This is a genomic window from Tenacibaculum amylolyticum (genome assembly GCF_964511145.1).
In the GTDB taxonomy this organism is placed as follows: Bacteria; Bacteroidota; Bacteroidia; order Flavobacteriales; family Flavobacteriaceae; genus Polaribacter; species Polaribacter amylolyticum.
The window spans coordinates 131260-152249 of record NZ_CAZEFZ010000070.1; the positions used below are offsets into that span (position 1 = coordinate 131260).

At 30.6% G+C, this 20990-nt stretch carries 18 protein-coding genes; 13 read left to right on the forward strand and 5 right to left on the reverse strand.

The genetic code is table 11. The features are described from left to right. The first annotated feature begins 82 nt into the window (after positions 1-82). From ACKTTC_RS16855 to ACKTTC_RS16880, 6 genes are read left to right on the forward strand one after another with little or no spacing between them, the layout of a single operon-like run. The gene (locus ACKTTC_RS16855; protein WP_408041024.1) at positions 83-1906 is read left to right on the forward strand and encodes an IucA/IucC family protein; all 1824 of its coding nucleotides are present in this window, start codon (positions 83-85) and stop codon (positions 1904-1906) included. Between the two features lie 2 nt (positions 1907-1908). Beyond that, entirely contained in the window at positions 1909-2487 is a 579-nt protein-coding gene (locus ACKTTC_RS16860) for a nitroreductase family protein (protein ID WP_408041025.1), read from the forward strand. Positions 2488-2498: 11 nt separating this feature from the next. Continuing rightward, the gene (locus ACKTTC_RS16865) at positions 2499-3599 is read left to right on the forward strand and encodes a heparan-alpha-glucosaminide N-acetyltransferase domain-containing protein (RefSeq protein ID WP_408041026.1); all 1101 of its coding nucleotides are present in this window, start codon (positions 2499-2501) and stop codon (positions 3597-3599) included. After that, the gene (locus tag ACKTTC_RS16870; protein ID WP_408041027.1) at positions 3596-4645 is read left to right on the forward strand and encodes an alpha/beta hydrolase; all 1050 of its coding nucleotides are present in this window, start codon (positions 3596-3598) and stop codon (positions 4643-4645) included. Before ACKTTC_RS16865 ends, ACKTTC_RS16870 begins: the two co-directional genes overlap by 4 nt. Next, a complete protein-coding gene (locus tag ACKTTC_RS16875; protein ID WP_408041028.1) occupies positions 4638-5468 on the forward strand; it encodes a crotonase/enoyl-CoA hydratase family protein in 831 nt (276 codons plus the stop codon). Before ACKTTC_RS16870 ends, ACKTTC_RS16875 begins: the two co-directional genes overlap by 8 nt. 30 nt (positions 5469-5498) lie before the next feature. After that, positions 5499-6416, forward strand: a complete 918-nt coding sequence (locus ACKTTC_RS16880; RefSeq protein ID WP_408041029.1) for a sterol desaturase family protein — start codon at positions 5499-5501, stop codon at positions 6414-6416. 20 nt (positions 6417-6436) lie between these two features. Here the strand turns inward: ACKTTC_RS16880 and ACKTTC_RS16885 are convergent, their stop codons facing one another. After that, positions 6437-7405 (reverse strand): helix-turn-helix domain-containing protein, encoded by a 969-nt coding sequence (locus ACKTTC_RS16885; protein WP_408041030.1) that lies wholly within the window; start codon positions 7403-7405, stop codon positions 6437-6439. A gap of 167 nt (positions 7406-7572) precedes the next feature. Here ACKTTC_RS16885 and ACKTTC_RS16890 point away from each other — a divergent pair, with 167 nt between their 5' ends. From ACKTTC_RS16890 to ACKTTC_RS16910, 5 genes are all read left to right on the forward strand, one after another. Then, entirely contained in the window at positions 7573-9969 is a 2397-nt protein-coding gene (locus ACKTTC_RS16890; RefSeq protein ID WP_408041031.1) for a TonB-dependent receptor domain-containing protein, read from the forward strand. 101 nt (positions 9970-10070) lie between these two features. Continuing rightward, a complete protein-coding gene (locus ACKTTC_RS16895; RefSeq protein ID WP_408041032.1) occupies positions 10071-10409 on the forward strand; it encodes a hypothetical protein in 339 nt (112 codons plus the stop codon). Further along, positions 10399-10701: a hypothetical protein gene (locus ACKTTC_RS16900; protein ID WP_408041033.1), complete on the forward strand. Its 303-nt coding sequence runs from the start codon at positions 10399-10401 to the stop codon at positions 10699-10701. Before ACKTTC_RS16895 ends, ACKTTC_RS16900 begins: the two co-directional genes overlap by 11 nt. After that, complete coding sequence (locus ACKTTC_RS16905; RefSeq protein ID WP_408041034.1) at positions 10701-12761, forward strand: PepSY-associated TM helix domain-containing protein; 2061 nt, start codon at positions 10701-10703, stop codon at positions 12759-12761. The genes ACKTTC_RS16900 and ACKTTC_RS16905 overlap by 1 nt, the downstream gene beginning before the upstream one ends. A gap of 174 nt (positions 12762-12935) precedes the next feature. Then, the gene (locus tag ACKTTC_RS16910; RefSeq protein ID WP_408041035.1) at positions 12936-14372 is read left to right on the forward strand and encodes an SLC13 family permease; all 1437 of its coding nucleotides are present in this window, start codon (positions 12936-12938) and stop codon (positions 14370-14372) included. A 51-nt stretch (positions 14373-14423) separates the two neighbouring features. Here the strand turns inward: ACKTTC_RS16910 and ACKTTC_RS16915 are convergent, their stop codons facing one another. From ACKTTC_RS16915 to ACKTTC_RS16925, 3 genes are all read right to left on the reverse strand, one after another. Beyond that, a complete protein-coding gene (locus tag ACKTTC_RS16915) occupies positions 14424-16262 on the reverse strand; it encodes a PLP-dependent aminotransferase family protein (protein WP_408041036.1) in 1839 nt (612 codons plus the stop codon). A gap of 132 nt (positions 16263-16394) precedes the next feature. Next, positions 16395-17096, reverse strand: coding sequence for a LytR/AlgR family response regulator transcription factor (locus ACKTTC_RS16920; RefSeq protein ID WP_408041037.1), 702 nt, complete (start codon positions 17094-17096; stop codon positions 16395-16397). Further along, the gene (locus tag ACKTTC_RS16925) at positions 17086-18069 is read right to left on the reverse strand and encodes a sensor histidine kinase (RefSeq protein WP_408041038.1); all 984 of its coding nucleotides are present in this window, start codon (positions 18067-18069) and stop codon (positions 17086-17088) included. The genes ACKTTC_RS16920 and ACKTTC_RS16925 overlap by 11 nt, the downstream gene beginning before the upstream one ends. Positions 18070-18346: 277 nt before the next feature. On the opposite strand from ACKTTC_RS16925, the gene ACKTTC_RS16930 reads away from it, so the two are divergent. Both ACKTTC_RS16930 and ACKTTC_RS16935 read left to right on the forward strand, forming a co-directional pair. Continuing rightward, the gene (locus ACKTTC_RS16930) at positions 18347-19327 is read left to right on the forward strand and encodes a c-type cytochrome (protein ID WP_408041039.1); all 981 of its coding nucleotides are present in this window, start codon (positions 18347-18349) and stop codon (positions 19325-19327) included. 2 nt (positions 19328-19329) lie between these two features. Further along, entirely contained in the window at positions 19330-19815 is a 486-nt protein-coding gene (locus ACKTTC_RS16935) for a hypothetical protein (protein ID WP_408041040.1), read from the forward strand. 207 nt (positions 19816-20022) lie between these two features. On the opposite strand, the gene ACKTTC_RS16940 is transcribed toward ACKTTC_RS16935, so the two are convergent. Continuing rightward, positions 20023-20853, reverse strand: coding sequence for a GNAT family N-acetyltransferase (locus ACKTTC_RS16940; RefSeq protein WP_408041041.1), 831 nt, complete (start codon positions 20851-20853; stop codon positions 20023-20025). Between the last annotated feature and the right edge of the window lie 137 nt (positions 20854-20990).

Consider the following 20990-nt stretch of genomic DNA (forward strand, 5'->3'; position numbering starts at 1 on the left):
AAGCGATCTATTAATAAAGAAGACTATTTCATTCGTAATGACACATTCTTAACAATTGAACTAACGGAATAATTGATTAAAAATGACAAACGAAAACATCGCGCATTTACAACCTCATACTTGGGAAATTGTAAATCGTCAATTAATAAAAAAAGCCATCAGTGAATTTGCACACGAACTAATACTAATACCTGAATTTCTAAGAGCAGAAAATAATTGGAATCGTTACAGTATTATATCAGATTGTAATAATTATAATTATGAATTTAATGCAAAGAAATTCTCTTTAGATCACTGGCATATAGATGAAAAAAGTATTACGAAGTATTCAAATAACAAGAGTGTTAACTCATTAGATGCTTTGTCTTTTATCACAGAATTTAAAGAAATACTAGGAATACCTAATGAATTTTTAGCAACGTATTTAGAAGAAATAACGAGCACATTATCTGGAGCTGCATACAAACTTCAAAACGAAACGTTCTCAGCAGAAGTTTTAGCTACTAAAAGTTTTCAAGACATAGAACATGGAATGACAGAAGGCCATCCTTGCTTTGTAGCTAATAATGGAAGAATAGGTTTTAGTAATGATGATTATCATTTGTATTCTCCTGAAGCAAACCATTCGTTTAAAATTTTATGGATTGCAGCACATAAAAAATATGCAACTTTTACAGCTGTAAAAGGATATGAATATGATAATTTACTGAAGAATGAATTAGGAGAAGAAAAGATATATGAGTTTTCACAAATAGTTAAAGAGCATAACATAAATGTAGAAGACTATCTTTTTATGCCCGTGCATCCTTGGCAATGGACAAATAAAATAGTGCAAGTTTTTGCAGCAGATATTGCGCAAAAAAATATTGTATTGGTAGGAGAGAGTGAAGATGCTTATTCAGCGCAACAATCTATTCGTACATTATTTAATGTTACTAATCCTGAAAAATTATACACAAAAACAGCTTTGTCTATTTTAAATATGGGATTCATGCGAGGGCTTTCTCCTTATTATATGCAAAGTACACCGCCTATAACTATATGGATAAATAATTTATTAGCAGAGGATGAATATTTACAAGGGAATAGATTTACAATGCTTGGAGAAGTAGCAACTATTGGGTATCAAAACCATTATTATGAAGTACTAGGCAAAACAAATCCTCATAATAAAATGCTTTCAGCATTATGGAGAGAGAGTCCATTTACGAAGATAAACTCTAATCAGCGAGTGCTGACAATGGCAGCATTATTACATTTAGATTCAGAAGGGAATTCTCTGTTAGCATCGTTAATAGCAGCTTCACCATATGGAGCTACAACTTGGATACAACGTTATTTAAAAGCTTATTTAGCTCCATTATTGCATTGTTTTTACAAATATGAATTTGTATTCATGCCACATGGAGAAAACTTAATAATGGTACTAGAAGAAGATACTCCTGTATATGTTTTAATGAAAGATATTACAGAAGAGGTAATTGTATTTAACGAAACAATGAATCTTCCAGAGCATGTAGATAGACTGTACACAGAAACCTCTGACAAAATGAAAATACTATCAATTTTTACAGATGTTTTTGATTGCTTCTTCCGATTTATGGGAACCCAATTAGATACACAAATAGGTTTTTCAGAACATAATTTTTGGCAATTGGTTGCAGAATGTATTTATGAATACCAAGAAGAGTACCCAGAATTTTCAGAGAAATACGAACGTTACGATTTATTTGTAGATGAGTTCGACCGTTGTTGTTTAAACAGACTGCAATTAGGAAATACAAAACAAATGCTAAACCTAGCAGATCCTATTGAAAGTTTAAAGTTAGTAGGAACTTTAGAAAATCCGATAGCTAAATTTAAAAAAGTAAGTAAGATTTCTAAAGCCGAAGTAGAAACAGTGTAGTTATGAATATTGAAGGAATAACAAAACTCATACGAGATAGGAAAACAACGTATGCGTATGATTTTTCAGACAAAACAATAAGTAAAGAAACTGTAGAAACAATAGTTTCTAATGCACTATGGGCTCCCACGCATAAACTTACACAACCATGGCGTTTTGTTGTGTTAGAAGGAAAACATCAAGAAGAGCTAGGTTTATTTATGGCAGATTATTATAGAGAACGCTACACAGAAGAAGAGTTTTCTAATGAACGCTATGAAGACACAAAATTGTATGCAGAAAATGCAACACTAATAGCAGTAATCTTTCAACCTAGTAAAAGAGCACAATTACCAGAATGGGAAGAAATAGCAGCTATTTCGTGTGGAATACAAAATATGTGGTTAAGCTGCACAGCACTCAATTTAGGATGTTATTGGGATACAGCAGGAGCTACCATGGAATATGGGAAAAGAATAGCCTTAGAAGAAGGTGAAAAGTTTTTAGGAATCTTTTTCATGGGACATGTAAAGGAAGGAATTGAAACAGGGAATAGAAGAAGAAAACCCTTATCAAAAAAACTAAGTTGGGATACAAAATAGTAAAGAAAACAATGAAAAAACATAATAGAGTAAGAGCCGTTGATTTTGCGAGGGGCTTTAGTGTACTTATGATGATTCCTGTACATGTAATGATGCTCTTTTCAAGTATGGATACTTGGGAAAACACAATAACAGGTAAATTTGTCCAATTATTAGAAAGAGGTTCTCCAATTTTCTTAATAGTAATGGGAATATCATTCGCGTTTTCAAGACATGCGAATAAAAGCGGAATTTTAAAAAAAGCGCTATTTATTATTGCTTTAGGCTACATTTTAAACTTTTTAAGGTTTATTGTTCCAGTAGTCTTTTTTGGAGGTTTTCCTACTAGTTTTGTCGAAGCAAGTGGACTTCAATTAAGCGATCCTAGTAGAATGTTGAATTACTTCTTAAAAGGAGATATGTTTCAACTAGTAGGAATATCATTATTTTTAATTGGACTTTCATTTAAATTCTTAATCAGGAATAAATACATTTTAATTATTATTTCGTTGGTAATTATGTGGCTTTCTAAAGTAGTTAGTGGATTCCAGTTAGGAGTGCCTGGCGTAGATTATGTCTTAAACCTAATGTGGGGAAATAATTTCGATGTGTATTTTCCATTATTTCCTTGGTTATCGTTTATTCTTATGGGATTATACCTAGGTTTAAGCTATCAAGAAAAACCAGAAGATCCAGATAAGTCTCTTTTCAGACCAATGTTATATCTAGGAATTCTGTTTTTAGTGACAGGGAAACTATTATGCGATTATAATTACGAGTATCATTTTGGAGATTATTATCATTTAGGCCCAGGTGGAAGTATGGGATTAATGGGAATTCTGTTAGTACTGTTTTGGGTATATTATCACATCGAGCGTTTATTGCCAAAAGAAAATTACATTAGTACTTTATTTTTCTACTGTAGTAAACACGTAACTTCTTTTTATTTGATTCAATGGGTTCTAATTTATTGGACTTTAGCATTTACTAATTTTTCAGCATACAACGAACCTATGGTACTTGCAATTATGCTGGGTATTAACTTAGGAACATTTTTATTGCTATATGCATTAGATCAATACAAAGCTTTTAGTAAGAGTAAGAAAGCAAACTTAATACAGAAAACAGCATGAATGTAAGAAGTTTATTAGCGTTATGTATTTGCTTATTTCAATTAACATTGAAAGCGCAAACAAAGTTAGCTGGTAGCTACGGATTAGATTCAGATGTACAAGAGTTTTTAAATGCAATACATTCTTACACTGGATCACCTTTACAAGATTTACCATTAGATATTGGTAGAGATGCTATGGAAGGCATGCAGCAAGACACTACGGAAATCTATAATGCAGTTACTTTTAAAAAGGAAGTTTTTAAACTTCAAGAGAAATCAGTAAATGTAGTATTAGTTAAGCCAAAAAAATACAAAGGCTTACTACCAACGTTTATCTATTTTCATGGAGGAGGTTGGGTATATAATAGTTTTGAAACTCATAAACGTTTGATGAGAGACATTGCTATAAAAGCAAATGTAGGAATTGTTTTCGTTGAATATTCTAGAGCACCAGAAGCAAAATTTCCAGTAGCAAATGAAGAAGGATACTTATCAGCTTTGTATGTATCCAAGTACGGAAAAAAATATGGATTAAACCCTAATAAAATAAGTATAGGAGGAGATAGTGCTGGAGGAAATATGACTGCAGTAATAGCCTTAATGACAAAAGAAAGAAAAGAGTTTAAGCTAAATGCGCAAGTATTAATTAACCCAGTTACAAATACTAATGTAAATACAAAGTCTTACGAACAATTTTCTAAAGGACATTATTTATCTAGAGATATTATGATTTGGTTTTGGAAACAATATGCACCAGATAAAAGTATGCATTCATCCAGTAAAATTGCTCCTTTAAAAGCCACAAAAACAGAATTAAGTGGCTTACCAGAAACATTAATTATTACGGCAGAATATGACGTTTTAAGAGACGAAGGAGAAGCCTATGCTAAAAAACTACGAATGGCTAAAGTTCCAGTAGTATCAACTAGATATGGTGGAACCATTCATGATTTTGTTGTGTTAAATGCATTAAAGAAAACTCCACCTTCTATAGCTGCAGTAGCACAAATTTGTAATTTTTTAACCGAGACATTTAAAGCCCCCAACTATCAAAAAAATGATTAAAACATATACATATTTTGAAATAGATTATTATCCAGAACACGAGCTACTACTCTGGAAAATAAAAACAAAAGGGATTCCGAATTTTAGTTTGGAAATATTAAAGGAATTTGAAATTTTTTCAGCGGATTTAAAAATGCTTTTTGCAGATGAATCGTATCCACTAAAATATATTGCTTCTACATCTTTACATCCTGAAGTATATAATATGGGAGGAGATTTACCTTTTTTCTTTAAAAATATTATTGAACAAAATAGAGAAGTGCTAACAGATTATGCGCATTCTTGCGTAGAAGCTGTATATAATATTTATAACAATTTTGGATTACCTGTTGTTAGTATTGCTCTAGTTGAAGGAAATGCTTACGGAGGAGGCTTTGAATGTGTTGCTGCGCATGATATCATTCTAGCGAATAAGAAAGCCAATTTTTGTTTACCAGAAAATAAATTTAATCTCTTCCCTGGTATGGGAGCTTATAGCTTCTTATTTAGAAAATTAAACTTTAAAACCGCTTCTGAAATATTATATACAGGTAAAGTGTATAATGCTACAGAGATGAAAGAAGTTGGAATGATAAACGAAGTAATTACAGAAGAAAATAATGGAATTACCGAATTAATTAAGTACCTACAAAAAGGTAATCATAGCTTCTTATATAACCATTATAAATGTATTAAAAAAGTATTTCCACTTCAAAAGAATGAACTTATAGATATAACAAATTCTTGGGTAGATGCTTGTCTAAACTTAGATGAAGCAAGTTTACGAAGAATGGAGTTAATTATTAATGCACAAAATAGGAAGCTAAAACAAAAAGTATCTTAATAATAATAAGAGCTAGGAAAACTAATAAAAATGAACTTAACTGATATTGAAATATTTTCAGGGCATTTACAACACATGAGTGTAATTGTCCTTATCCTCATGATTGCAGAATGGGGAATTTTATTATTCTCAAATTATATAGAACGTAAAAAAGAAGGGATGGTAAGCATTGTGTCTTATTTAATACAAAGTATTCCGTATTTCTTATTGTCTAAAATAATGATAGTAGGAGGGATGTTTCTATTATACGAATACCGACTTTTTAATATAGGATTCGAATGGTACTACTGGATTTTGGCTTATTTATTGTACGATTTTACGGTGTTTTTTATACACTTTCTAGGTCATAAAGTACGAGTTTTATGGTGTATTCATGGAGTGCATCATACGGCAGAAGAAATGAATCTTACAGTCGTAGCAAGAGGATCTATTTTTGATGTCTTTTTTACACCATTTAATTTTATGTGGTTGCCTATTTTAGGATTCCATCCATTTATGATTTTTGTAATAGAACCCATAGCTCGTTTGTACGCAACCTTAACACATATTAGTGAAAAATACGTTGGAAAATATAAATGGTTAGATAGAATACTTATTACACCATCGGTACATAGAGTACATCATGCAAAAAACCATATTTACCTAGATAGAAATTATGGAGAAACATTTAGTATTTGGGATCAACTATTTCGAACATTCCAAAAAGAAGTGCCAAATGAAAAAATTGAATATGGAATTATGCACGATAAACTGAATAGCGAAAGTTTATGGGACGTACAATTTTTACTATGGAGAGAATTATGGCAAGATGTTAAAAATGCGCCAACAATATTAGATAGTTTAAAATATATATTCATGCCTCCAGGCTGGAATCATATTAATGGTGGTAGAAAAGCCAAAAGTTACAGAGATGAAGCCTGGAAGAAAAGAAAAGTATTAAAAACTTGATATGATATAAAAGAATGAGCTTATTGTATTCTTTTACGAAACTGTTTAGGAGTCATTTGTTCAATTTTTTTAAAGGCCGCCGAAAAATGAGTAGGATTTTTATAACCTACAAACTCAGCGATCTCATAAATGGGAGTATCTGTGTTTGTTAATAAGTGTTTCGCCTTTTTCATACGTTCCTGAAGCGCAAACTCAAAAATGGTAATATTAAAAATTCGTTTAAATTCTTTTTTTAATAAAAACTCATTCAAATACACTTTTTTAGATAATTCAAATATAGAAAATTGCGTATCTAGGTTTTTGGTAATAATATCTTTAGCCAGATACACTTTTTTCGTTGCAGTTGAGTTTTTAACCTCATTTCGGTGGTCTTTTCCTATTTGTAACGATAGTAGTTCTAAAGCTTTAGATTCTAAGAACAAACGCTTTAATAAACCTGTTCTCGAATCGCAAATTAATTCATTTATAATGTCTTGAGTTTTAGAATCTAGCTGATGGATAAAATTTTTCTTAAGCTGACTAATTGCATACTCGTCATGTATAGGAAATAAGGTATCTAATCGGTGTTTTTCAATAAAATTAGCTGACATTTTTACTACAATTTCTTTCACAATACGATCTTTAGAATAACTCATAGTGCCTTTAACAGTATCTAAATAAGCTATATAACCTTCATAACTTTCTTGAACGATTTCTACACTTGAATCTGGTATTGAAATAGTTTTCTCACCATCTAGCATAGCCGAAAATACCAAAGCATTAACCTCTTGGAGTCCATTGAAATTTAAATTATGATTCAACTTAATATTTAACTGTCTAACAACAAGTCCATCAAAGCTACAAGTAACTAAATTACCTGTTCCATAAGCTGGGTTTATAGTATAATTTTTTCTAGTAACACCACATTCTTCAGTTGTATTACTTAATTCCAATATCTCTTTTAAGCCATATTTCTTCTCATTATCTATCTTAATTTCTATAGCGCTCATAGTTCGTCATTTTTAATCCCGAATACGTCATTTTGTTAACCTACAATGTGTATACTTTTGCCGTAGTTTAAACACTATTTAAAATTATTCTAAATTATTTTGTAGTAAACGGGGAACATTATACTTTTGCTGCAAACATAATATTTAATCAGTCTAAATAAAAATAAATGAAACAATTTATAGTTTTAGGTTTACTGCTACTAAGCAGTATGTCGACTTTTGCACAAATAAGTGGTGTAGTAGTTGATAACAGCGATCAGTCGTTATACGGGGTAACGGTTTCTGTAAAGGGAACAGATAATAAAACGGCTACAGATCTGGATGGAAAGTTCAAGATTGAAAATGTTAAAGGTACACAAACGTTAATCATTTCTTCAATTGGTTTCAAAACAAAACAAATAACAGTAACGGCACCAGCAAGTGATGTAATGGTTACTTTATATGAAGGAAACGAGCTTTTAGATGAAATCGTATTATCTAATAATAAAAACAAATTTTCAAGAAGAAAAACAGCTTATGTAGCAAAATTACCTTTAAAAAACATTGAAAACTCACAAGTTTATAATACAATAACAGATGAGTTATTAGTTTCACAAAACGTAAATAATTTTGAAGATGCTTTAAAAAATGCTACAGGTGTAGATAAATTATGGCAATCTACAGGTAGACCAGGAGATGGTGCAGGATATTATGCAATTAGAGGTTTTGCTACACAACCACAATTAGTAAACGGTATGCCTGGTATTACAAATGGTTTTGTAAACCCATTTAATGTAGAAAGAATTGAAGTAATAAAAGGACCTTCAGCAACATTATTTGGAAGCACAGTAACTTCTTATGGAGGGTTAATTAACATTGTAACGAAAAAGCCATTTAAAGGTACTGGAGGACATATTTCTGTTGGAGGAGGTTCTTTCGGATTCAAAAAAATGACTGTAGATTTAAATACTACAGATTCTAGCACAGAAAAAGTTTCTATTAGATTTAATGCAGGATTCCAGTCAGAAGATAGTTTCCAAGATGCAGGTTTTAGAGAATCATTATTTATGGCTCCATCTGTTTCTTATCAAGTAAACGATAAGTTAACATTAAACTTTAACTACGAGCTATCTAGTACAAAACAAACGAATCCAGTATTCTTATTCTTAAACAGATTAGGACCTTTAGCTTTTAATACTATAGAAGCATTAAATTACAATCCTGAGTTATCATTAACAGATAACAGTTTAGCGATTAAAAATCCAACTCAAAATTATAGAGGAGAAATAGCTTATAAAATTACAGATAATTGGTCTTCACAAACAGTTATTTCAGGAGGAAAAGCAGAATCAAGAGGATACTATACATTCGTTAATAACATTTTTGCGAATCCATTAGATGCTACGCAACCTAATCCATTTTTCGCAGTAGTTGGACAAAGAAGTGATGCTCAAACAAACTCATTTGATATTCAACAAAACTTTACAGGTGATATTAAAATTGGAGATGTTCGTAATAGAATATTAGTAGGAGTAGATTATTTAGAAACTCAAAATATAGATAATAGCTCTGAATTTAGAGGATTAAATTTAATTACTGCACAAGGGCAATTAATACAAGGATTACCAGCGAATCAAGAAAACTTAGATTTAGTATTAACAGGAGCTGGTAATGCAAATACGAATGTAAATCAAAACATATTAAGTGCGTATGTATCTGATGTAGTAAATATTTTACCAGAATTATCTGTAATGGCAGGAGTAAGATATGATAGATTCAATTACAAAGGAGACAAGAATACTACAGCAGATGATTTAACGACCTATACAAAATCTACATTTTCTCCAAAAGTAGGAGTAGTATATCAGCCTATTTTAAACAAAGTATCTGTATTTGCTAATTTTCAAAACGGATTTAACTATGTAAATCCAGAATTAACCTTAGCAGATCCTGCAAATCCTGCTGCTGGATTACAGTTATTATCTTTTGATTTAGAGAATGCAAATCAATTTGAAGGAGGAGTTAAAACGAATCTTTTTAGTAATAAGTTAGAAGCTACATTAAGCTATTATAACATTACAGTAGATAATAAAATCTTCGGATTTGGAGCAACAAAACAACAAGACGGAAAAGTAAATAGCCAAGGTTTTGAATTAGATGTAAATGCATATCCTGTAGAAGGATTAAACCTTAGAGGAGGATTTGCATACAACGATTCAGAAGTTTTAGAATCTGCATCAAATCCATTATTAGTAGGAAGAAGATTTGGAGAAGCAGGAGCAGAAATTACCTATAACTTCTGGGCAGACTATAGATTCTTAGATGGAGTAATTAAAGATTTCGGAATAACCTTTGGATTAAACGGAACTACAGATTACAATACAATGGAAAACTATCCACATGTAGGAGAGTTTACTTTACCAGGATATACAGTATTTAACACAGGTGTATACTACGACCATGCAAAATTCCGTGTAAGCTTTAATGTAAATAATCTTACAGATGAGGTGTATTACAAAGGATGGAGTACAGTTACACCACAACAACCAAGAGCATTTTTTGGAGCGTTAACGTATAAGTTTTAAAAAATAACAATGTGTCAGTTGATTTGAATTGATGTCCAATGTCATGCAAAACTCTAAATCATAAACGGTTTAGGGTTTTGCTATTCTAATTTATTACTAAAATGATAAGTTTAATACTTTTAATTTTTTTATTATCTACTTTCTTAGGTTATACAAGTTCTACAAAAACTAATATAGAAAGTACAACGATATTAGGGGCTTTTTTAACAAAAGATTTAAAATACAAAAGAATAGTCGGAGTAATATTGTTACTCATTGGCTTTTATGTGGCAGTAAAGTATTTCGGAATAACCTCAGGATTATTTTTTGGAATTATGCTTTTAATGACCTGTATAAGTTTATTAGTAGTATTATATCCACTTCAAATTATCAAAACGCAACATATACTTTTAGGATTAATTGCAATTAGTTTAATTGAATTTTACTACTATGCCAGCTAATAAAAAATACTTAACAACCTCGCCTTGGCAACAAGCTGCAAAAATAATTACTGGACTTATAGGTGGATATATTATAGCTGCATTAATAAATATGGTACTAGCTTTAATAATTCCTTTTCATAAAGAAGTTTTAGTTACATCAATAATTACACATTACATTTTGTGGGGCACTTTAATGATACTTCCGTACTTGTTTAAAAATGGATTTAAAGCATTGGGATTGTACGTTGTAATAATTATAGTTTTAGTAGTAATATACACATACGCTAATACTCAAAATCCATTTGTATAATGAGTAAAAGAAATTATAATGTATTTTTTAATACACATACAGTAAGTGGTATTGTAATTAGCGTAGCATTATATGTAATATTTTTTGCTGGAGCTTTTGCTTTATTTAAAGATGAAATAAATGTTTGGGAAAAAGGAGAAAGTATAAGTCATACGAAAAGAAGTGATATAAACTACGATAAAATATTTAATACCCTAGATGAAGCATATGAATTAAAAGGAAGAGATATACAACTCGATTTTGGAGGAGAAACGGATGAGATTTACGCTTATTTATTGCCTAGTCAAGATAGTACAGCAACAGAAAAAGGTAAAACAACGCATTATTTTTCTGTAGATATAAATACATTAAAAAGAAAAGAATACCACGAACATTATGGTATAGGTGAGTTTTTATATCGATTGCATTTCTTCCATCAACTACCTATAATAGGAGTATATCTAGCGGGATTTGTATCCCTTTTTTTCTTATTTGCTATTGTAACAGGTGTTATTGTTCATTGGAAAAAAATAATCCCTAATTTTTATACATTCAACCCAAAAATTGCGCTAAAAAGAGTTTGGACAGATGCGCATACAGCATTAGGAACTATTGGATTACCATTTCAATTTATTTTTGCTATTACAGGAGCATATTTTGCATTGAGTATTTTGGTGTTAATTCCTGCCAATTTTTTATATAATGGAGATCAAACCAAACTATTAGAAGATTTAAGACCCGATAGAAAAACATACGCTTGGGAAAGTGCATATGAAGGAGATATTCCTAGCTTTAACTCGTATGTAAAGAAAGCGGCGAATACTTGGGAAGATTTTCATATTACAAGAGCTTTTGTTCGTAATTACGGAGGTACGAATATGAAGTATGTAATCTTAGGAGAAATGGAAGATGATGACCGTTTTATTGGAAATGGAAGTATTGTATATAATGCTATAACAGGAACAATAGAAGTTATTAAAAATCCTACGGAAGTAAGTTATACAGAAGATGTTCAACTAGTATTAACAAGGTTACATTTTGCCAATTTTGGAGGTTTAGCAATGCGAATAGCCTATTTTATTCTGGCATTAATTACTTGCTTTGTAATCTTATCTGGAGTATTAATTTGGATAGAAGCTAGAAATAAGAAGAGTATGACGATAAGACAGCGTTTGTACACAGCAAAAGTTGGTCATATTTACTTAGCAATTTGTTTATCAATGCTTCCAGTTACGGCAATTTCTTTCTTATTTGTAAAACTGTTTGGAAGCTATTATACAGATAAACAAACAACTATTTATTATTTCTATTTCTTATTGTGGCTTGTTACAATACTATACATGCGTTTTAAACGAGACAATTATTTTGTAAACAAAATGAGCTTGTTAGTAGGCGGTATTGCAGGTTTATTAATTCCAATTGCAAACGGATTGGTTTCTGGTCAATGGATATGGACTACAATTCAAAACAAACAACACGATATTTTATTAGTAGATATGTTGTGGTTGTTTATAGGAATAACTTCATTACTAGTATACAAAAAGATCACAAAGAAAGTTCAAGAGCAAAGCACTTTTACGAAAGCACCTATAGATTTTAAAAATTTTAAAGCCTTATTAAAAGAGGAACAGATAACTAACCAAACGTCTGAAAAGACTAAAGACAAAAACTTTATACCTATGAGAACAAAGATTATAGCATTGTGGACATTAATTGTTATTGGATTCATTATTCATCATGTATATGGATTAGCAAGTATTTATTTTAATGAATCTGTAATGATTGAAGGATCTACAGGAGAAATTCCAGGATGGGTACACCAATGGCGTATTATTTTAGAAGGAATGGCATTTTTATTTGCTGTATTAACCATTCAAGTATCGAAACAATGGTTTAGATGGACTTCTTTTATTTGGGCAATTTTGTTAGGATTATTCAATGTATATCACTTTATAACAGCTGTCATTTATGAAGCTAGTAATGTTTCTGAAATCCTAATTTTATTATTAATGGTTGTGGCAAACCTATTCTTAATTAAAGAATTATTAGACTGGAAGTCTACAAAGAATACTACAGCATAAACTAAACACTTTTATATACTCATTTTAAAACTGCTGTCATTCCTTATATAGGGTGGCAGCTTTTTGTTTTAAAGATAATATTGTATAGAATACAGAGTGTTAAACACATAAAAATTAGTATACTTACCCTTTGTAAAAAAGAAATATTACAAACAAAATTCTAATTAATATCTAATGAAAAACACTACAGCAAAAAAGATAGGCCTTGTTTTAGGACCAGTTGTATTTTTCCTTATTAATAAGTTACCATTTGAATTACTTTCTGAAAACGCTGATGCTGTTATAAGTGTGGCTTTGTGGATGATTATTTGGTGGATAACCGAAGCCGTTTCTATTTCTGTAACGGCATTATTACCATTGGTATTATTTCCTATTTTAAAAGTAATGCCAATGAACGAAGTAGGAGCTAATTACGGAAGCCCGATTGTATTTCTATTCTTTGGAGGCTTCATTTTAGCGTTAGCATTAGAAAAAGTGAACTTACATAAACGTATTGCTTTAAATATTGTAAAACGTACAGGAACAACCCCTAATAAAGTAATTTTAGGTTTTATGATAGCAACAGGTTTGTTAAGTATGTGGATTAGCAACACTGCAAGTACAGTAGTAATGTTACCAATTGCGTTATCTGTTATTCAATTATTGGTAGATGATGAAGATGGATTTACTAAAAAAGATAAGAATTTTGCATTGGCAGTAATGTTGGGAATCGCTTTTTCAGCAAACGCTGGAGGAGTGGCTACCGTAATTGGAACACCACCAAACTCTGTGTTAATTGGTTTGCTAGAAAACGAATACAACATAGAAATTTCCTTTTTAAAATGGATGACTATAGGATTACCTTTTTCTATAATTATGATAACATTATCATATGTAGTACTAGTAAAATTAATGTTTCCAAATAAGGGATTACAGTTTAAAACATCACAACATATTATAGATACTGAAATACAAAAGCTAGGAAAACTTTCGAAACGAGAGAAACATGTCTTAATCATCTTTGGAATTACAGTTTTCTTTTGGGTTTTTAGATCATTGATTAATAATATTTTCCCTGGACTAAAGCTTACAGATACTATTATAAGTATTAGTGCTGCATTAGCCATTTTTGCAATTCCATTTAACTTTAAAAAAGAAGAATTTATTTTACAATGGAAGGATACAGAAAAGCTTTCATGGGGGATTTTAATACTTTTTGGAGGAGGTTTGGCATTAGCTAAAGGAATGTCTAGTAGTGGAATTGTAGCTATAGTTTCTAATGCAATTGCAGCCTCAAATTTAGGTGTTTTACTAACGGCTTCTATACTTATTATATTAATGCTATTTATGACAGAATTGATGAGTAATGTAGCGTTGGTAGCTGTGTTAGCTCCTGTAGTAGCAGGAATTGCTATTGGATTAGGAATTCCAATTATTTATCTTTTAATTCCTGTAACTATTGCAAGTAGTTGTGCTTTTATGTTACCTATGGCAACACCTCCCAATGCTATTGTTTTTGCTAGTGGTTACATTAAGGTGAAAGATATGATGAAGGCGGGATTTATCTTAAATATTTTAGCTGTTCTATTATTAATTGCATTATTTGAATATATATTACCGATGTTATTTTAAATAAAAAAGCGAGATGTATTCATCTCGCTTTTTCTTTATTATTATAGAATTTTACAACTCTTGTATAAAATCTGAAAATACTTTTTTATGTAATTCTAAATCCAATTTTGGAGACACAGCTACACGTGCTATATAATCTTTATCTCCTTCTTTTGTTGTTCCTTGTGTAGAAGTAGCAGGAATAGTCCAATAACATCCTTTTAATTGCCCATAACTAACGCAATACTTACTTTCTGTAGGAATCTCCGTAATCATTAAATTAATTAACTTAAGATTTAAAGCTCTTTTATAAGCTTCTCTTTCTTCATCAGTTGCCCCTTTCGTAGGAAGATCTAAAGAAAATACAGAAGGTGTAAACCCTTGTGAGGCTAACTCTTCAGAAACAAAGTTAATCTTAGCATGGGGTAAATTTTCTTCTATAAAGCTTACAAATTCTCTTGTGTTTTTATAGGCGTCGCTAATTCGTTGATTCATAGAAGGCATTTGTGCAGCCAATATTTCTAATTGAAGTGCAGTCGCTTCGTTATCACAAAGTTGAATATGTAATGCTATTTTATCCATTAACGGAGCTGCTTTTGTATTAGCAGTACAATAACCAGCAGTACATTTACCGCCGCTAGGGAATTTAGAACCGCTTACATAAGCAATTGTTTTTACAGAAGCTAACATGTCATTATCTCCTAAGAAGTGCACATTCGGACAAAATGTTTGATCTAAAATGAAAACAGGAGCAATGGCATTACTACCAGAAGAGTTTACACGTTGCTTACTTAAAACTTCTTCTAATTTTACAAGATCTGGAACTTCAACTCTTGGGTTTGTAGGAATTTCTGCAATGATATACGGAACAGCATCTTCAGCTGCTACTTTTTCTAAAACGATATCAATACTTTTTACCATATCATTATCTCCATCTACAGGTAAATCCAATACTTCTACATTATCTAAACAAGCAGCAACACGTCTTGCTTGATCATTAGTTCCGCCATAACAGTTTGGAGGAACAATAATTTTAATGGCATGTCCTTTATGGTTTTCTAATGCATGATCTATAAGTCCCATAACAATGGCGTACTGAATAGACAAACCACTAGAACCTACAACAGCTTTGGTATTTGTATTCGTAATTTCTGTAATAGTCTTTAAAACACTAGTTTTATCAGCTTCGGTATTATAAGTAGGAATAACAACATTGCCAACTAACTGCTGTAAAGCAATTAATGTGTTTACAGGAGTCATAGCAATAGTTTCTCTTCTTCTTACATGTTGAATTGCTGAAATATAGCTGTCGTTTTCCGATCCTTTTACAACTAAAATACTTCCTAAATCTGCATAAGCATTAATAAAGAAATCAATAGTAGGCGTTAGGTCGAAGTTACATATGTTTTCTTGTTCAGTAAATAGAATTGTGCTTCCGTCAAAATCAGGAATATCTTCAAGGTTTTCTATTTTTTTTGTTTCAAAAGTATATCCATATACATTCTTAACAATTTCAGTATTAAAAAACTCAGGTAATTCATTTGTATATAGAATTAAAGAATTTTTCTTAGCTAATAAGTTAGTTCTTAAAATAGCAAGTATAGGAATAGTAACCGATGAAAAACTAATTACATTATCAGGTTTTAAACCATTTAAATTGGCAATAGTCCACTCTAAAACAGAAGATAAAGGATGTCCTAATCGAATATAATCGTATGCAGTAGGTAATTCATTTAAGGCAGTAGCGTTAAAATTAGTACTGTTATATAAGTTTTCAAACTGTTCTAAAAACTCAGTTTTTGCTAATTCTTCTTTATATATATCGAGTCTATGTGTTGTTAAATTTAGCCAATCTGTAGGTAAATTTTCCAGTACATTTTTAATATAGGTTACAATGGTATTGTCTTGCATAATTCACATCTTGAAATCGGGTGCAAAGATACGCCAAATTGATTTTTTCTCAGTAGCTAAATAAGACTTTAGCCAAAAATTAAGATTTACAGAAGTTTAGATATATAAATAACTGTAGACATTAAAATAGAGTTACTTCCACACATCAAAAAAGGCATTTTTATAACTATCACTTATAGGAAAAAACTCATTATTAATACGTATGCTATTTCCTTCAACATAATCGATACAAGAAACATTAACAATATAAGAACGATGAATCCTTATGAAATCTGTATGAGATTCTAATGTTTTAATTACATCTTTTAAAGCTCCGTGAACTAATAAATTACCATGATTTTTAGTAACGTATTTTACATATTCATTTTCAGATTTTATGTATAAAATATCAGAAATAGGCAAACGATATAACTTCTTATTTGCACGAATAATAATGGTTTCTTCTTTCTTTTGTACATCTACTTCATTACGTTTTATATGTACTTCTTTTACCTTTTCTACAGCACGAAGAAAGCGATGAAATTCTATGGGTTTTACTAAGTAATCTATAGCATCTAATTCGTAACTTTCTAATGCATATTCACGATACGCAGTAGTAAATATTACTTTGGTATGATGTGTTTTTATAGATTTAATAAAATCAAGACCAGAAATATCAGGCATTTGAATGTCTATAAATAAAATATCGATATTTTCTTGTTGTAAAATATCAATAGCATGTATTGGAGTTTTGTAACTACCTACAAGATGTAAAGAGTCTATTTTACTACAATAGTTTTGTAATAACTCACGTGCAGGTTGTTCATCATCTATAATAATACAATTAAGCTTCATCTGTAATAATATTTAATGAAACGCTAAAAGTTCCCTCGTTTTCTAAAATGTGTAGTGTATGTTTAGAAGGATAGATTAATTCCAAACGTCTGCGAACGTTTTTAATACCGATCCCTCCAGTTTTGTCTGTTTTTTTCTTTTTACTAAAGCTATTTTTACATTGAAAAGTAATATCATTTTGTGTAGAAGCAATCGTAATATCTATATAACTATTTTCTACATCTTCAATATTTCCATGTTTAAATGCATTTTCAATAAAAGTAAGTAATAGCATAGGAGATATTTTACTTTGTGAAAACACATTATCATGCTGAAACTTGATGCCTTTAATACTACTGTCTTTTAGCTTAAAAAGAGCAATAAAATTATTGATATATTGGATTTCATCGCTTAATAAAACTTGTTCATCATTGCTTCTGTAAAGCGAATAATCTAACATTTTAGAAAGTTGTAATACAGCATCACCGCCTTTAGGGTTGTTTTGTATTACTAATGAATAAATATTATTGAGAGTATTGAACAGAAAATGCGGATTGATTTGCTGAATCAAAAAGTTCTTTTCTGCTTTAATACGGATAAGTTCTTCTTCTTTTCTGTTTTTTTCTTTTAGGTAAATAGTAACCAAAAAAGCTACAAAGATAGCTGCTATTGCAGGCATAGAATGTGCTAAAAGTGGTTCTAGTGCAAATTCATCTTTAGGAGAAGTTGCCATAATTTCTTCTATATAACTAATACCAAAAGCAGATAGAATAATAAAGAATAGGTTACTTATTAAAAAGATGGTGTTTTTTCCATTATTGAAAAAAAGAGGAATTAGTAAAGAGAAATTCAAATAGAAAATTGCAATCTGAATGACTAACAAACTAATAAAGTAAGGTTGCAAATCATATTGATGCGTAGAGTAGGCTAAAAGGAAATATAATAGAAAACTATAAACCACCCAATATATGATATGCCTGTACTGAAATTTCATTGGCTCAAAAATAGTAATTAGAACTATGTTATAATTTCTTTTTCAGTGAATAGCGCTGTTTTTTATGTGAACTAAGTAATATTTTCAGTTAAGTTAAAACTAAGCGTTATATACTTAACCATAATTGAAATAAATAGATGCAATAACCTTATATTCAGTAGTTTTTTGTTGTTTTTCCTTGTTTACAGAAAAAAAGAGCGGTTTCATTGAATTAATTAAACTAAGCGTGTGCTTCCCTACTAATTTAGCATAAATGATGATTAAAAAACTAATAAAAATGAAAAAAGTGTTTAACCAATTGTTGCTATTTAGTGTTATAGCTGCTTTCTTTTCTTGTTCTAGCGATCCTGGATATATACCAGCGCCAGATACCGTAACCTTTAACCAGAAATTAACCGAATACAATATTTACCAAGGTAATTTAAACGATTTAGTGCCTACAGCAGATTATCATTTAATAGAGTTATCGTCTTCGTTATTTGTAAACTATTCAGAAAAACAACGTTTAGTAAAGTTACCAGCAGGAACGCAAATCACTAAAATAGATAATGGAGTTCCAGATTTTCCTGAAGGAACAATTTTAGTAAAAACATTTTTTTATTACAACGATGTTCGTGATCCTGCATTAGGGAAAAAAGTAATAGAAACACGTTTATTAGTTAAGAGTCAAGGTTTATGGAATGTTGCAACTTATGTGTGGAATGATGCACAAACTGAAGCGACATTAAATTTAAATGGAGTAAGCAAAAATGTAAGTTGGATAGATGCTAATGGACAATCGAGAACAGTGCGTTATGAAGTGCCTACAGAGCAAAACTGTACTACTTGTCATCAAGTAAACTCAACTGTTGAACCATTAGGACCAACCTTAATGAATATGAATATAAATGTTACACGTGAGAATGCGATGGTAAACCAATTAGCTTATTTTCAAACGAAAGGTTTAATGAACGATTTTAATCATAGTAACATACCAGTATTACCAGATTATTTAAGTACTTCATATACAATTGCAGAACGTGGGCGCGCTTATTTCCAAATGAATTGTGCACATTGTCACAATCCAGCAGGATTACCAAAAGCTGCAGGAGAAGGATTCGATTTTAGATATACAGTTCCTTTATCTTCTACAGGAATACCACCAAGAAAAGGGAAAATTCGAGATGTTATAGGAAGTGGACGAATGCCTTGGATAGGCACAACTACTTTAGATGTTGAAGGATTTGACATTGTAAAACAATATTTAAATACATTATAATAATGAAAAAAACAAGTGTGTTAATAGTACTTATACTTAGTACACTTACAAGTTGCGCGAATAAAGAATCGTACCAACCAGTACAAGGGCAATGGATTAAAGGCTCAGAACAGGAGCAAGTAAAAATCATTGAAAGTCAGTTTAGAGGTTTTGATAAAACGATGGTTGAAGTAGGTTATCGTTATCAAGAATTGTATTGGGGAGGGCAAGATGAAAATTGGCCTTATGCAAGCTATCAATTAGAAAAAATAAAAAAAGCAATTAAACTCGGATTAGAGCGTAGACCGAAAAGAGCAAAATCGGCACAACACTTTTTAAACTACGTAATACCAGAAGTTCGAAAGTCGATTAAAGCAAAGAACAAAGAAGAGTTTAATACAAACTTTGAAATGATGAGAACAAATTGTACAGCTTGTCATACAATGGAGCGTTTGCCAAGTTTTACAGTAGGTATTCCTACAGATAGGCAATCTCCTATAAGAAAGTAAAAGTAAAGTAGAGAGGAGATGGTAATCTTTTCTATGATGTTTATTATATGTAAGTTAGTTATGATTGCTGAGAAAACGCCCTACATATTCGTTTTCTTGGCTTTAAGGTGAGAAGTATCGAGAACAGTAATCCCTTCAGTACGCTGTTCTCGATACAACTTTTTATACCAATTTCATATGTAGTATTGGGTATGGTTTTCCAGAAACTTATAAATCCAATTCCATTTCAAACTGATCAACTGTGTTTTTCAATCCAAATTGAGTTAGTGCATCTATTTTATTTTGTAACTGAATAGCTACATTATTAATTTTAATAGTTCCAGAGACTTTTTGTATGCCAGCGAAAAGCCTTTTCCAAGCATCTTTTTGTGAAATCAAAATATCCATTTGAGCGACATAGTTTAGGACAGTATTTATAATGAAAAAGGATTCAGGTTGTCCGTTATGTAATACTTGAAAAAAACTATAATTTCCTGCTAAGATTGGTGCTTTTTGATTGTCCCATGAGTAATACTTTTGATTAGGTAAAGAGTTCCAGTCTATTTGTTTTAGATCAACAGTTTTTAAATCTGGGAGTTGAGATATATTTAGATCAATTGTTCCATTAAAACATTTATACTCTTTGCGTATTGTAAAACCAATACTCTTATATAATGCAATTGCAATTTTGTTTTCAGTAATTACTTCTAACGCACTTTTTTGAATACCATTTTTTCTTAATTCATCTAGAGCATATGCATAAATAGTACGAATAATTTTTTTACCTCTATATTCAGGGATAACGCCAGTACCTGTATTAAAAGCAATTAAAACATCATTTCGTTTGTCTATAGCATGAATTATAAAACCTACCATTTTATTTCCATCAAACATACCGTATGAAAGGCTAAAATCGACTTTAGCAGCCTTCCATCTTTGTACATAATAATCGATGTCGGTTGGCATTTTTACAAAATAGTTTTCGAAAGCTTTTAAAAAGCAATCGATAATTACTTCAATAGCTACATCAGATAAATTCTTTACAAACATTTTAGACATAAGTAATTAGTTTATAAGAAACAATTTTAGGTTGAAAAACATATGGAACTAAGTTAATTATTTAAATTGAGGGAAAGCTTCTTAAATTAAGAAAGCGAGTATCTAAAAGAAGTTTAGATACTCGCTAGGGTATTTTA